This window comes from Metabacillus sp. SLBN-84, from assembly GCF_053629595.1.
The window spans coordinates 43,253-57,644 of record NZ_JBRJIP010000006.1 but is presented as its reverse complement, the minus strand read 5'-3'; the positions used below and the strand labels follow the sequence as shown (position 1 = coordinate 57,644).

At 50.3% G+C, this 14,392-nt stretch carries 18 protein-coding genes; 1 reads left to right on the top strand and 17 read right to left on the bottom strand.

The features are described 5' to 3' along the window. Positions 1–14 precede the first annotated feature (14 nt). The 17 genes from RKD52_RS21835 to RKD52_RS21755 form a co-directional block, all read right to left on the bottom strand. On the bottom strand, positions 15–377 hold the full coding sequence (locus RKD52_RS21835) for a hypothetical protein (RefSeq protein ID WP_454101496.1): 363 nt from the start codon (positions 375–377) through the stop codon (positions 15–17). A gap of 31 nt (positions 378–408) precedes the next feature. Continuing rightward, positions 409–639, bottom strand: coding sequence for a hypothetical protein (locus RKD52_RS21830; protein WP_454101495.1), 231 nt, complete (start codon positions 637–639; stop codon positions 409–411). Between the two features lie 61 nt (positions 640–700). Beyond that, entirely contained in the window at positions 701–1,114 is a 414-nt protein-coding gene (locus RKD52_RS21825; RefSeq protein ID WP_454101494.1) for a hypothetical protein, read from the bottom strand. Then, on the bottom strand, positions 1,111–1,575 hold the full coding sequence (locus RKD52_RS21820) for an NADAR family protein (RefSeq protein ID WP_454101493.1): 465 nt from the start codon (positions 1,573–1,575) through the stop codon (positions 1,111–1,113). Before RKD52_RS21820 ends, RKD52_RS21825 begins: the two co-directional genes overlap by 4 nt. 117 nt (positions 1,576–1,692) lie before the next feature. After that, positions 1,693–2,421 carry an HD domain-containing protein gene (locus RKD52_RS21815; protein ID WP_454101492.1) on the bottom strand — a complete coding sequence of 243 codons (729 nt, stop codon included), beginning with the start codon at positions 2,419–2,421 and terminating at the stop codon, positions 1,693–1,695. Further along, positions 2,390–2,908 carry a hypothetical protein gene (locus RKD52_RS21810; RefSeq protein ID WP_454101491.1) on the bottom strand — a complete coding sequence of 173 codons (519 nt, stop codon included), beginning with the start codon at positions 2,906–2,908 and terminating at the stop codon, positions 2,390–2,392. The genes RKD52_RS21815 and RKD52_RS21810 overlap by 32 nt, the downstream gene beginning before the upstream one ends. Before the next feature lie 6 nt (positions 2,909–2,914). Then, a complete protein-coding gene (locus RKD52_RS21805; protein ID WP_454101490.1) occupies positions 2,915–3,292 on the bottom strand; it encodes a hypothetical protein in 378 nt (125 codons plus the stop codon). A 38-nt stretch (positions 3,293–3,330) separates the two neighbouring features. Beyond that, positions 3,331–3,609 (bottom strand): hypothetical protein, encoded by a 279-nt coding sequence (locus tag RKD52_RS21800; RefSeq protein WP_454101489.1) that lies wholly within the window; start codon positions 3,607–3,609, stop codon positions 3,331–3,333. A 23-nt stretch (positions 3,610–3,632) separates the two neighbouring features. Then, positions 3,633–3,893: a hypothetical protein gene (locus RKD52_RS21795; RefSeq protein ID WP_454101488.1), complete on the bottom strand. Its 261-nt coding sequence runs from the start codon at positions 3,891–3,893 to the stop codon at positions 3,633–3,635. An 82-nt stretch (positions 3,894–3,975) separates the two neighbouring features. Then, a complete protein-coding gene (locus RKD52_RS21790; protein ID WP_454101487.1) occupies positions 3,976–4,176 on the bottom strand; it encodes a hypothetical protein in 201 nt (66 codons plus the stop codon). Next, entirely contained in the window at positions 4,173–4,538 is a 366-nt protein-coding gene (locus RKD52_RS21785) for a hypothetical protein (RefSeq protein ID WP_454101486.1), read from the bottom strand. Before RKD52_RS21785 ends, RKD52_RS21790 begins: the two co-directional genes overlap by 4 nt. Positions 4,539–4,553: 15 nt before the next feature. Further along, complete coding sequence (locus RKD52_RS21780; protein ID WP_454101485.1) at positions 4,554–4,757, bottom strand: hypothetical protein; 204 nt, start codon at positions 4,755–4,757, stop codon at positions 4,554–4,556. A 76-nt stretch (positions 4,758–4,833) separates the two neighbouring features. Next, on the bottom strand, positions 4,834–5,088 hold the full coding sequence (locus RKD52_RS21775; RefSeq protein ID WP_454101484.1) for a hypothetical protein: 255 nt from the start codon (positions 5,086–5,088) through the stop codon (positions 4,834–4,836). Positions 5,089–5,154: 66 nt separating this feature from the next. Next, the gene (locus RKD52_RS21770) at positions 5,155–8,298 is read right to left on the bottom strand and encodes a hypothetical protein (RefSeq protein WP_454101483.1); all 3,144 of its coding nucleotides are present in this window, start codon (positions 8,296–8,298) and stop codon (positions 5,155–5,157) included. A 51-nt stretch (positions 8,299–8,349) separates the two neighbouring features. Beyond that, positions 8,350–10,026, bottom strand: a complete 1,677-nt coding sequence (locus RKD52_RS21765; RefSeq protein ID WP_454101482.1) for a DNA primase family protein — start codon at positions 10,024–10,026, stop codon at positions 8,350–8,352. Between the two features lie 71 nt (positions 10,027–10,097). Further along, the gene (locus tag RKD52_RS21760; RefSeq protein WP_454101481.1) at positions 10,098–10,688 is read right to left on the bottom strand and encodes a helix-turn-helix domain-containing protein; all 591 of its coding nucleotides are present in this window, start codon (positions 10,686–10,688) and stop codon (positions 10,098–10,100) included. Positions 10,689–11,763: 1,075 nt separating this feature from the next. Beyond that, a complete protein-coding gene (locus RKD52_RS21755) occupies positions 11,764–12,099 on the bottom strand; it encodes a hypothetical protein (RefSeq protein WP_454101480.1) in 336 nt (111 codons plus the stop codon). 285 nt (positions 12,100–12,384) lie between these two features. Between RKD52_RS21755 and RKD52_RS21750 the strand changes: the two genes are divergently transcribed. Then, on the top strand, positions 12,385–14,364 hold the full coding sequence (locus RKD52_RS21750) for a DHH family phosphoesterase (protein WP_454101479.1): 1,980 nt from the start codon (positions 12,385–12,387) through the stop codon (positions 14,362–14,364). Positions 14,365–14,392 lie beyond the last annotated feature (28 nt).

Genomic DNA, 14,392 nt, shown 5'->3' with positions numbered 1-14,392 from the left:
TGGAACAGTCGGGATCAGCCTGCTTCCTGGCCGCCTTCGTCCTCTTGGTCGAATTGATACGGGAAGAAGTCTTTGCGACCCATCGGATGATTCTCAAGCAGGGTTTTCGTGCCGTCTTCGTTTAGCTTGTAAAGGAAAACGCCATACGTGAGTCCGTTTTTGTAATAGTCCTTCATGCAATAGTCCGTGAATTTCTTCCTTGCCAGCTCCTCGGTCTCAAATCTGGATTCTCCTCCTCCGCTGTAGGACGAGATCGCGGCGACATACGGTCTTTCCAAATCCTCGACGCGACGGATTTCTTCTTTGGTTTTATTGAGCTCCTGGCGCAGTCTTTCGGCTTTATCGATCAGTTGGTTTTTGGTCATTGTCATAGTCATGGTTATCATGGCTCCTTTTTTGGGGGTTTGTTTAGCAGATGGTTTCTTCGGCGTATTGGCCTTTTTGGTAGTCATAAAAGCCATATACGCGTTTGTTTTTAAGTCTGGCGATGTATGATGTCACATGATTTCGCCCGTTTGTGGACGCCGCCTGCAGCTGATAGCCGTCTTTGATAAAGGTATCTGGGTCTTTCATGCCGCTGAAATCAAACAGGGCGCCATTGATGCCGGTTTTGACTCCGATTTTTACAGGTGTTGGCATGCGGGCTCGCTCCCCCTTTGCAATTTCTCAGAGAATCTAGGTTCGGAAATCGGCTTAGATTCTAATTTTGGATTTTAATAATCTTTAAGATGGTTTCATAAGGATCGTCAAACTCAACTAAGTAGCTTCCGCGATTTGTCACTGCCTTGAGTAGTCCTTGTTCTGCTTCATACACAATGACATTTGATTCGCTTACGCCTAGCTCGTCAGCTATTAGTCCCAATCTTCTGTTCGATTCCGTCTTTTCAACTTTTTCTTTTTGCGTTTGGTCCGTCACGGCTTTTGTGGTTTTCTGAAATTCACCATGAACAGATATTGCTAGTGTTAACGCCATAAACATGACGATGAGCCCATTAATTTGACTCCATTCGTCACGTTTGTGTTTGATGCGTGCAAACACGACCATGAGAAGACCTACTAAAAACAAAATGGAGATTGGTAGATAATAGACCCATTGTTGGTCAAATAGAGTCATAACTTAACCCCACCAATTCTAGTTTCAGCATCATTGCATTTCTTCAAGTCATCTCTGACCATCATCAGAATCTTGCCCAGTTCATTTCTGCCCGTTCCACGGCAGACGCCCCAGTAGGTGTCACCCCAGGTGTTACCCTCGATCAATTCGGCATCGCCCGTCTGAATCAGCTTCTCGCGCAGCTTCGCGTTCTGTGTGAACTTCGCGCGGACAACACCCAGCATGACGTCCTGTTTCACGACTTCCCAATCTGGGCGCAGTTTCACGCGGCGGCCGAGCCGCTTTGCTTCGTTCGGTGGAAGGGAAGAGAACTCGCTTGCCCGTTCAGGCTGTTTCTGTGCCTGGAAGGCAGCTTCGTTGTTTTCGTACCGGATGCCTTCGAACACGACCGGTGCGGAGAAGAAGTTGCTCAAAAAGTAGTGTTCACCTCTGAATTCGGTGATTTTTCCCTGAGTTTGCATGTAAGATCCCGCCTTTTTTTCAAGTATGCTTGCACGCCTTTTGTCGCCGAGTGTGTCGGCTGTTTTCGGAAAATAAGAAAGACCGGCAGGGGATGCCTGCCGGTTCTTTGAATCTTATTACACTCCGAGCTCTTTCTTGAGCCGTTCAATCTCCTGGTCGCGTTCTTCAAGTTCAATTTCAAGCCGGTCGGTTGTTTCAATTCCGTGTTGGATTTCAAACAGGATCGGTTCGATTGTGGTCTTGGCAAAGAAGAAAAAGCTGCTGTAGCGCACATACCGGTTTCGGCAATCCTTGAAAAACGGCATATAGAAATCCCGGGTTTCCTTGACCTGTTTTATCCGATGATTTCTGGATGAATTCCGCATGGAGCCGAAGTTGTGAATCCGGTCCGCCGTCTTAATTAGCGCACTTTCATACCGGCCCGCAATGCCTGTAAGATACCGATGCATTTCATCAAGATCGGTTTTATAATCAACCCCAGGTTTCTTGGTCAAGAGCAGGACGATGTCTGCCACACGGTTGTTGAACTGGTCATGGACATACTCATACGTTGCCCATTCAACATCTTCGATGAAGTCATGCAGAAGGGCGGCGGTTATGATGTCCTCGTCTTTGATGCCGAAATTGAGGAGAATTTGGGCGACGTCAACCAAATGATAATAATAGTGAAAGCCGTCATGTCGTTTAAAGCCATTCTCTGCGTTCATTTCAGACAGGATTAAGTCAAAGGCCTTGAGTGCGCCATCAAACCCCAAAGTAGCCAGCTGGTGCTCCAGATGGACCACACGGCTTGATTTAGAGTGCTCTGTGCTTTCATACTGACGCGGTTTCACGCTTTGCATCATTTCGCTCATCCCCTTTAACAATTTCGTAAAAGTGCGGGTACTGCCCGAGATCGGGTGTGTTAATCGAAAGGTTCGTCTGAAAGTCATCCACCATCGTCTCGAATTGCTTGAGGTCATTCGTGTCGATTTTCATTCCCAGATTCCAGCCATCTGCAAGATGGGAAGGATTGACCCGGTTGCCGCAGAGGTAGCCGTGGAACCAGCCGCTGTTGCGGATCACGGAGCGCACTTGCGTTTTGGTCAGTTTGCGGAAGCTGAGCGCACCACTTCGAATTTCCGTCTTGTCGTGTCCCAAATAGGAGGCAAGAAGTCCATCTTTGCTGAAACCCTCAACCTCACGTATAATGGCCTCCCATTGTTCATCAGTGAGTTCTCCGACCATAACGACAGAAAAATGCAAGTTGTAATACGCGATCCTCAGCACATCCGTTGGAGACATTCCGTATTTTTCTTTTACAAAAGCTAAACGGCGCGTTTTATTGTTCATGGTGTATCACTCCTCCCTGTAGGGGACGTTTGTGTCATAGCCGAGCGTTCGTAAATGCTGACTGAGCGTTTCAATGACGTCATGGATGCGCTCAAAATCCGGCTCTTTTCCGGTGATCGCCTGGATGGCGTCTCCGACCGCATTCTCGATGCGATCCAGGTGTTCAAGGTCAGCATCCGTTAGTTCACTGCGGCGTCCGTTGTCTTTCCCCATGTTCCGCTCTTTCGAGAGTTTGCGGAACCGCTGCTTGACGGCGGCCGTTGTCCTTTCAAATGTTCTTGCCGCGTCATCGTAAAAGCTGTTTCCTGTGTAGCCATCAAAGTACGTCATCAGGGCTTTATCCTGTTCGGTCGTCCATGTCTTGCCTGTTTTGCCATAAGGCATGAGCTTCATCCTTTCGGTTGGTTGGTTTTCCTGCAAGGTTATCGTTTCCGGACACGGATCACCGTGCCGAATTCGTCGTTGCACTGAAAGCCGTCGATCGGCAAATTGTGATCGAGTACGTATTTCATGCGCTCCATGTCACCGATGCTGTTTGGAATTACGGTACCAAGGCATGTGAGATGCTGTGTGACTTCAAACGCGTACAGTGTGTCGTCATATTGGTGCGTCACCACGCGTACGTCATGTGAGAGCGTCCATGACAAATTCGAATAGCCAGACGGGGTGAGCGTGGTTGGAGATGATTGATTTTCTGACATGCTGGTCGATGCCTCCTTACGGTTCATGTTTGGTGCGTGGCGAGTTTTAAGATCTCGTCATGATAAATCGGTCTTTCTCCTCGGTTCATGGCGTCAAAATCGGCCGGATTCAGACCCTGGCACCATCTTGAGAGAAAGCGGCTGTAAACGAGAACGGTCTCCCAGGCAATCCCTGCGCCGTAATCCATCCAGGTTTCTGCGATTTTCGCCTGACCGCCTGCCCGCTGGATCTCATTGACGAGCTTTTTGGCCTGGATGTAGCCGTCTAGGTTAAAGCGTTTCATGTGGTTGGCCTGCTGAATCACTCGAATCATCCTTTCTGGTTTGGGTTGACAGCAAAAAAGACGCTGCGGAGGCAGCGCCTGGTCACTTATCTTCAGGTCGGGTGTTTTTTTCGTACAGCTGATAGAAGTAGGCCGCAGCGAGCAGAAACGAGATCGTCCGGGTAAGTACGCCAGGGTCGTACTCGAACAGCGCGATGCCGATCGCCATGAAAAGCCAGCAGAATGCCGCGATAAACAGGATGCAGCTCAGTAATTTTCGAATTTTGGGGTTCTTGCTGGTCATGAGGTCCTCACGGCTTTCTTTTTCAGCGCTTCACGCGCAACGTACAGGTCGACATCGCACGGCCGTGTCCCCTTGAATTCATTTCTTGCGACCCAGATGCCTTTTGTGTTGTCCCGGATCATAAAATCATACCCAAGTTCCTCAAGAGTCCGGTCATCATCTGTTGTGGAATAAGGATCACAAGTCTCTTTCGTGAGTTTCAGGTCTCTCGGGATCTGGACACGCAGGGCCGTGGCTCCATGATACGGCTTTGACAGGTTGCTTCCGGCAATCAATCTAAAATCGCTGATTGGATCCGTTCCAACCACGACCCCATTGGTGATGTACCGGTATCGGGTTGGTCTTTTTTTATGGCGTGGCATAAAGCATCTCTCCTTTTATTCGAGTTCTTCGGGTTCAACGTGTCCTTCTGTGACCCAGGATTCCGGAACAGAATACGGATTGTCCTTCACGACGGTTCCTGGACGCGCCTGATGAAGACGTGACCCTTTTTCCGTGTAAATCCAGTACGATTGAACGGGTGCTCTCACAAGTGGTTCTGGTGCCTTTCTGGTGTCGCGAACAGGCGTAGCGGTTGTCATCAGTCATTCTCCATTCTTTTTGCGTTTGATCGGCCGCCGGGGCGTGCCGTCTTTCTCAAATAAATAAGAGGCGCTTTTAATAAGCGCCTCCGTCCGTACGGTCTTCGATGCGGGCCATGATTCCGACGTCGGCCAAGAACTGATGGATCAGGTTCGCCTGGATGCACAGTTCCTGAATTTCCGCCTCGTCGGCGCTTAGCTCATCGGAGTCGATGAAGGTCGACTCCCGTTTTGCTTTGAGTTCTTTGATGCGCGTGCTCGTATCCGTGTAGCGGGTGTGCCACTTGTCATAGAGCGTGCGGTTCGTGTGCAGTGTGATGCTTGCGGGCATGACGCCTTCCTCCTATTCGATGTGTTTTATGAAAAGCACCCCGTGCCGAGGGCACGGAAGGCGCTCTTACAGGTTTGACCAGGATGCGAACGTGCTTTCCAGAATGTCGGTGTACGCCTTAACATCAAGCGATCCAATCATCTGCAGCGCCGTTTCGTCTGGCAGATCCACGATGGACTGATTGTAGATGCCGACATGCTGGTTGGCAGGCATCGTACGGATCTTGTTCGTCTTCGCCTCGTCTTTGTGGTGGGCGGAGGTTGGGCTGTTGTTGTGCCCGAGCAGGTCAAGGCCGTTATCTGCCAAAATGTGCAACGCGTCAGCGTCATGTTCCCACATGTCACGGCGCATGCGGTCTCCGTTCTTATATTCTTTTTCGCGTGTGCTCCAGGCTTTCTTATCAACCGCACGGCGGGTGGCAAGGTACAGCTCCTGGCGGACGGGTTCATTTGTTTCTTTGATTAGGAAAATGCGGTTGTAATGCTGCAGGTTCCGAACCATCGTTTCCCCCGTATGTTTGTTTACGAGTTTCGCATAGTGATAGCGGTGCGTACCGGTCGAGCTTGCGACGATCCACTGGAAGAATTTGAGTGCTTCCTGCGGCGTCCCTTTCTGGATGTGGTTCTGGATGAACTCTTCAAAAATCTTTTCTGCATGAGCCCGGTCGAACTCATGGTTCGCCGGGTTCTCCAAGCGCTCATCGGCGAGGTATTTTGCAAGCACATGGTCAATGATCGCCGCATGATCCAAACTTTGGGTCGGCTGCGGGCCTTCCCATGAGTTGAGCGTGCCGCCCTTTGCGCTCGTAATCTTGCTTTCATAGACTTCGAGACGGTTGTTCGAATCCTTTGAAACAAAGCGGTCGAGTCGTTCTGGCTCGATGCCGATATGCATGTCTTTGGAGATTTCCTCTAAGATGCGGTCGTTCACTTCGGCCGAGATGTCCATCGTGTAAAGACCGTCGGTGTTCGTGCTCGGTACGCGCGCACCGGCGAGTGCCTGCGCCTGGCCGATTCTCCAGGCAAAAAGCTGACCGATGATCCGCATCGAAATCACGGCGTTGTTCACGCGGATGTTGTTGTCAAACGTCGCGTCACCAGCACCGGAAGCCGCATTTATTAAGAGTTTGCGAGAATCCTGTTCGATATGGGCAAGTTCACGCTGTTCTTTTGAGAGCGACATGTCCTTTGATTCTTTCTTTTTCGCAAGGCGCGTCAGGAACAGTTCATAGTACGGGTCTGCCGGATTTCCCTTGTCGTCATAGCCGTGATAGCTCGGATTGATAAACACGGACAGGCGGGACAGGAGAAGCGGATAATAGGACGTAAAATCCTCATGATGGCTCGGGCCGACACTGACATACTTATATTTATCGTTGACATTCCAGTTTCCGGACGCTTCTTTTTTGAACAGGCTCACAGGAGAAACGCTCCGCCATTCTGCTTTTTTCTTTGTGGAGCCGGATTTGACGAATTCACGGATTTTAATCGTCCGATCCTCGTTCATTTTGGCTCTCACGCGCTCTGTAGGGGTGAATCCTTCCGGCAGGATAATATAGGTCGGGCCGTTTAATGCATCCGTCGCAGACGGATAGAGGCTCTCAACGTAATCCTGGATTGCTTGCTCGTTTAAGTAGGTGTCCAGGTCTTGATTAAAGAGTTCCATGTTGACTTCCGCCCCGTGGATGCCCCCGATTGAGAAGTTGGCCAGGCAGGATGAGCGATACACGTCCCCGTTTTCGTTTTTATGATGATAGAACAGATTTGTATTGAACGTGGCCATGAGCCCACGAATGTACTGGTTGTTCTTCGCTCCGGCATCTTCTCCGTAATACTGGGTGTAGGCTTTGGATGAATTGAAGTTGTGGCCCCGGATGCTGTCATAAAAATTGTAGACTTCCATGAAGTCTTTATGTGCCTGATGGTTCGGGTCCGCCGTCACGTTCTCCTCGAAGAATTTCTTTGTATCTTCTAAGATGTCCGACTGCTCGATGCCGAGCTTTTTGGCTTCAAGTTCGGACGGATAGACGAACGAGACTGCCGGGATGTCCTTGATCGGATTGTACGGCGCGATGGCGTACTCAACGAATTTCGCACTTGTCGAGTCACGGGCAAGACGGTCTCTCCGGATGTTGGTGTAATTGCCGTCATCAACGGGCATCTCCTGTCCGTTTTTCGGGTATCCGCGTTTTTGTCCGTAAACCGTTGCAGGGAAGGTCTTCAAGAGCTGCCCGCGCACGTTAAAGGAGTTTTGGTATACTTTGTGCTCAAACAGCAGCTGCAGGTTTACAACGTCTGAAATATTGTAGGCGAGAAGATCGGCGAACTCTTCAAGCGTGTTGATTTTCGTGTCGTTTGAGAGCTTGTCCGATTCCATGATTTGGAGTCCGAGCATGCCGAGCAAGCGTTTGAGTCCCACTTTCTGGAGTTTTTCGTTCAGTCGGGAGACATCGATATACCGCCCCGACACCAGCCAGCTTTTTCGCAAGATCCAGCCCGGCTTCTTAAAATCACCAAAGGCCGATGGGTGGCTGCCAGGGACGTGAGCGAGCCTCATGGACATTTGAGAGCGCCAGTCGTCCTCAAACAGCTCATCATTGAAATTGCGAAGCATGGCGGCTGTGAAGGGCGTCGTGGAGTCCCACTGAACCGGACGGTTCGTGTGTCCGCACTCAAAATGCTGGTCATGTAGTTCAGACAAAAGATAAGCGAGAATCGTCAAGTCATAATTCGTTGAATTATAGCCGAACCGGTAGCCGTGGCGATTTTCGTCATAGTCCGGGTCGGTTTGCTTCACAGGATAATAAGCGGGGTCATACTGCAGGCCGCCGCCTTCTTTGTGGCGCTCATCGATGCGGGCGTTCAGGTACGTCGTCTGATTGGCAAGCCCCATGCGCTTTGCGAAGCTCTGCAGGCCGAGAACACTGTGAGTGTTGCCGCTCTGGCCGACAAACTCGTTGATGCACCCCGTGTGCTTGATGTTTTCAAATACGATGGCGGTTCCCGCTTTTTTCAGTCTTGGGTGCAGCTGGTAGATGTACTGCCTGATGTAGTCCTCATCGGCTTCGCCTTTGATGATACCGTCGTCGTCAAGATAGGAGAGAATAATAGCGTTCATGTCTGGGTTCGGGAGCCACCAGGCAACTGTGAAGACGTTAGATAGGGATTCGACATCATAAAACATGTCATCTGGTTTATAGGCGTAGGGCATTTTGTATCGTTCCTTTCCGTGAGTCGTGATTCATAAAGGGGTCCGGGCTGATTAAAGCCGGATCAGGCCCCTGTATGTGTTTTTGCGCGGGAAATCCCGTCTTTTCAGGTCGTTGGTTCCGTTATAGGCCGGGTTGACCCAGCTGGTGTGATTGCCGCCCTTATCGGGCTTGTCGAGCCCGTATTCAGTGATAAGCGGCTCGTCGGCGTCCATTCTTCCTGCTGAGCGGACTTTATCGTTTTGACCGGTCTTGGCTTCCCACGGGTCGCTCAGGTTGTAAATAACGTTGGTCAGGGTGTCCGAGAAAGTCCGTTTGGACATGACCTTTCCGCTTGGATTATTGGTGTCAAACCATTTCACAAACAGGTCATACAAAAATTGCGTCGGCAGGAGATCCCATACGAAATCCTCTTTGAGCTCGTTCCAGAATTCAAGAACCGGGTTGTTTTTCTCTTTATAGGACTCAAGCAGCTCCGCTGAGCTTTCCGGCGTGATGTATTCGTCAAACTCCATGTTCAGCGCCTTGAACAGCACATATTGAAGAACGGCGGTTTCATGAATGTAATCAGTCTTGATGTACTTGCGCTCCCCGTTGTTCGTGAAGGATTTCAAGAACGGTACGATGATAAGCCGTCGGTAGAACGAGTCGGATTTATCCTTTGTTTTCGGCAGTCCGTTCATCATTTGGATGTTGGTGCCCAGGAACTGAATCCGGAGCGGCTTTTCATATTTCCGGTTGATGTTGATGTCATCTCCGGTGACACTTGCTTTGTAGTCCTTAATCGAATCGATGAACACATCCACGTCGTTTTCATCCGAAATGTTGGCGGCAGACCCGAGCAGCGTCTCTTTCAAGAACTCATGATTGAAATCAGCAACGGAGAGCGAGGCGTAATTGCCTTTTCCGAGCAGGTTCTTGATGAGCTGTCCAATCGTCCCCTTTCCGTTGTTCCCTTTTTCCGAATAAAACCAGATGGATTTATGACGGGAATGATGGGGCTGCAGGCAGTCGGCGATGACCTGCCAGATGAGCGTTTCGGTGTCGTCATCGACAGCCAGTTCCCGGATCCAGGAGTCCACGTCCCACTTGTAGCCGTCCGCTGCGATCAACACCGGATTGATGGGGAACGGTTCGTAATCCACGGGAATTTTGGTCAGATAGACATAGTCGGGGCTGAACTCTTTGAGTTCGCCAGTCCGCTGGTTGTAAATGCCGTTTTTTACGATGAACAGGTGGCGGTCTTTGGTCTGCTCGACCGTCGGGGCTGAGCGTTCGATCTTGTCGATGACGTCCTGCATGTCTTTGTTTTTGAAGTTCGGCACGATCCGTTCCATGATTTCAAACATGTATTTGCCGTTGGTGACATACGTGCCGTACTTATCGGATGACTTTTCGTTGATGTAGACACCGAGCAACGTGTCATCCATTCGTTCGGTCATTTGAATGTTTTTGAAGGTGAACAGGGTCATGAGGATGATGGCCACCTCATCGAAGGTGAGCTTGTCGGGGATGCGTTTTTTCCCGGATCTAATCGTCATGTTGAATTCCTCTACGTTCTGGATCTTCGCGTTCAAGGCGCCAAGGCCCAGTTCCAGCAGAAAAGCCATGTCAATCCCATCGGGTACGGTTCGGCCCGACAGGTACGATGACAGGTAATCCGCCAGATACTCCGGTATATAGATGGATTCCGGGAGTGACGTCTGTTTGGTCGCAATGGTATTTGGCATAGTACGTCTCCTCTCTTTGCATTTCTTCCGTGTGGTGCCGGGCAGTTGTTTTTATGTGATGCCCGTTTTATTTATGATTTGGACGCCTCGGTGAAGCGTCGTCTTTCCCTAAGTGGGTTGTCGGTCTGTGCGTCCATTTCTCTCTGTTTATTGGAACGCTTCTCAAAAGCCGTATAGAACGGCGTTAAATCCAGTTCGTAAAAAGAAAATCCGTAGAGCTGCAATAGGTCATTCACATGAATGACGTTCGGTATGGCTGCGCCTGTCTCCCAGTTCCTGAGAGAGCGGTAAGAGATCCCGCACAGCTGTGCGATCACGGCACCTGAGAGGTGTGACATCTTTCGCATCTCATAGAGAGAACGGATCTCCGGCGGGTCGCTCACCGGAATCGGCTTCCGGGATGCGGCATCAATCCGTTTTTGTTTTTCTTTATCTGCGCTGGTGCTATAGAGTGCGAGATCGAGCTGGTAGAACGAGCAACCATAGATTTGAAGCAAGTCCTGGACGTTTACGATGTTGGGGATGGCAATGCCCGTCTCCCAGTTCCTCAACGACCGGTAGGTTGTCCCGCAAAGCCGAGCGGCACCCGATCCGGGTTTTCCGGATGCAAGGCGCATGTCGTACAGTGTAATCTGCTTATGGTACAGGTTTTTGGTCCGCATCCTATCGAAGCCCCCTTTGGTTGGTTTGTATATGTCGACTACTGTTGATTTTGGCGAAATGTGGAAATTTCGTCACCCTACGCAAAGTATATCTGCTAGGGAAAAAAATGCAAAAATACTTCATAAAAAATGTTTCACAATTCTTATCCGTTTGTTTCATGAAGGGGTTGACATTTATTGCGAATTGCTGTAAGCGCAAGGTTTTATCCCTTCAACAAATGGGTCCAACCCGCCACTCTCTCTCTAAGTAAGCGGTTACATTTTTCCTTGATTCAACAGCCCGTGTTTACTAAACTGACGGGCGGGTGATTGATCCTGTTTTAAGGTATCGATAAGGAACAGCAAAACCTTGCTATATCAAGGCTTAACCTCATCATGTTCCTTTGTTCCTTGTTGGGGCAGAAAAAGACTAAACCAGCCTTCTTAATGGGCGCGGATGCAGGAAAACCGCGGTGCGGACACGGTTTGACGCTCCAGTCACACAATCAATAGGCCGCGCATGAAAACCGCCGTGAGAAGATCGGTCTGTTTCGCCTTTTTGTTCGGAGTTGGCACAGGGTGACAACTCTGATTGTTAAACAAAGAAGCAAAAACAGAGCCTCGGATTCGTCCGATGTGTCACAGAATTTGTTCCTGCATTGTTCCTTTTTGGGGTCAAAATGTTCCTTTTTACCCCCGAAATGTTCCTTTTTTGGGCCGAATCAGGCCGAATTTCGAAGAAATGAGCTGCAAATCGGCCCGGTCGGGGCCGCCCGGAGTCACGCAAAAAAGGGACAGATGCTGCCATTTGTTCCTTTTTTACTCGAAATGTCCCTCGGATGTCCCTCATTTTTCACGCCAAAAAGGAATGACTGAATCCTTATACACCAAGGGCTCAGAGAATCGTGTTCCTTTGTTCCTTCTTTTTTTAATCAAAGACTATAAAAAAATAATATATACATAAGCATGTTACATATATAAAGGTTTCACGAAAAAACCAGGAACAGAGGGACATTTTCCGATTTTGGCTCCGGATCGCAAATAAAAAAAGCATCCCATGTATCCTTGTGCATGGGATGCTGTGACCTGTTGGGCACTATTCGCTCTTAAATGATTCGAGGAGGAACGCGTCGAGCTTTGCCGGGAACAATTCGTTAAACGGCGTGCTCATGAGTGTTCCGTCGTTTAGGACCGCCATGAGCTGCTCATCGGTGATGGTGCTTTTATAGTTTGCCTGAATGATTTCGGCCTCGTCGAGCTCTCCGCTCTGGTGTCCAGCCTTTAATGCTTCTTCGTACCAGATTTTCTGGTGGTCGATCATGCTGCCTGCTCCCTCATAATGATAGTTCGTGTCCTGGATCACGCTTCGCCCTTCTCCGAAATAATAGCCCTGAATCTGATAGGTCGTTTTCTCCGCCAAGGCGTTCTCCATGTTTTTCCCTCCGTTTTATGTCTCAGTGGACATGGTTTAATGGTTTTTGGTGTGCTCTTTGTTTGTTGGCATTTAGGGCGCGGATGGTTGGCGCAGCCGATGCCCAGCTAATCCATGTGCTAAATGCGGGTGTGAAGGTCTTGTATTTGGATAAACGCTTTTATATAACGATCCAAAACGCTCTATGCACAGTGTTTTTGATGTGTTATAATAAAAATACCAAAATATGACATATATGTGCGGCCGAAGTCTGCACAGGACGGATGAGAGAGGCGGAATGGGTAGATGGCGATGGGACAGGGTATAGCGGCGGCACCGGTCGCGGTAAGCAATTCAATTGTTGAATCGTTTCTTAAACGGCGGAATCTGGGGGCTCAGGATCTGCTCTATTTGATGCACCCGGATGTGTCCCATCAGCATGACCCGTTTTTACTAAAAGGGGTGGGTCGTTGGATTGATGCCCTTCACCGCGTAAAAGGACTTCCTGTGGCCATCATTCCCGACTACGATGCTGACGGCGTATTGTCTGGCACACTTGCGCGGGTGGGGTTGTCTCTGTTCGGTTTTGGGGATGCCTATTTGTATCCGCCGAAGACGAGTGACGGCTACGGCTTGTCTCAAACGAGCGTGGACAACGTGCTGATGGCTCGCCCTGATATCAAGGTCATCATCACGACCGACAACGGAAGCAACGCACATGAGGGCGTAAGCTACGCAAAGAGCAAGGGTCTCACGGTCCTTATCACAGACCATCACCTGGCCGGAGAGGCGCCATGTGCAGACGCTGCCATCAACCCGAATGGTCACGGGGATAACACCTACCCGTTCACACATATCAGCGGTACGGCGGTTATTTACAAGGCGCTGATGGCGTATGGTCGCAAATACATCACTGATGCTTCCCTGATGCGGGATTTTCGCTCTCTGGTGCTTCTGGTCGGCATTTCCACGATCAGTGATGTGATGCCGCTTTTGAATGAGAACCGGTATTATGTGACGGAGTCCGTGAGGATGCTGGAGCATTTCATCGAAGGGTATTCCGTGGAGCGTCTGCTCGGGTACGATGACACACCCCTTCATCAGTATTACCGGGGCGTGGATCTGCTTGTGACGACCCTTTATAAAAACGGCAAGCTGAAATACGGGGTGGACGCGGAGACGTTCGGGTTCGTCATTGGCCCTATTTTAAACAGTCCCCGCCGGATGACGGGCGAAAGTGCGCTATCGTTCCAGCTGTTCCAATCTAAGAGGTGCGACCTCGCAGACTCCGCACAAATGCTTCCAGGAGATTTGTTATATACCATAAACGAACAGCGGAAGGTATACGTGCGGTCACTCACAGCGGCTCTTTTCTCCCATATCGAGAAGGGTGGTCGTTTACCGGTCGAATTTATGACCCCAAATGCTCGCCGCTCACCGGTCGAATTCATGGTCTTCAACGCTCGCATGAACAAAGGGGTGGCGGGCCTGCTCTCCGGAAACTTCACGCAGGCGTTTGGATTGCCGAGCATCGCGTTTGGTGCCGGATCCGGAGGAATGATAGACGGGGGAGAAGGGGACATAATCAATGTCGATGTGTCTGAGAAACCATTTCTGGTCGGTTCTGCCCGCTCTCCCGAATCGTTTGACCTTCACGGCTTTTTAACCGTGATCGATGCTGAGCATCCGGGTCTGATTCATAAATGGGGCGGTCACGCCCAGGCAGCCGGGATTACGATTCGTGGCGAGAATTACGAGCGGTTCCGCTCGGTGTTCATCAATGCCTATATGACGGTCATGCTTGAGCATCTCAGCGCACAAGGAGAGCCGGAGGGCGCGTCGGTGTTCGGCGGTGAATACATCCTCACGACCGAGCTCTTTGACCGCATGATGGAAGCGGGCGTCGCACATGAGAGCGAAGTGATTCCGCTCCACGGTCACACGTCTGTGTTCACAAATCAGGCGCTTTGGGAGGCGGTGCGGTTTTTCGAGCAGCTGGAGCCGTTCGGTCAGGGATTCCCGAAACCTTCGTTCAGTGTCGCGATTGCAATGAGTGATGTACCACGGGTTTTCACAATGGGTGCCGACAAGCAGCACGCGAAGCTGATGTTAAACAACGGACTGACCGTGATTCACTGGAACGGCGCGGATCAGTTTAAGGCGCCATCGTCTGAAACCGGGCCGGATAACCGGGTCTTCGTCGTCACGGGATCGCTCGGCATCAACCGGTTCAACGGCGATGAATCCCTGCAGCTCATCGCAGAGAGCGTCCAGGAGCTTGGCTGATTGGCTTCACAAAACTCGATACCGAATA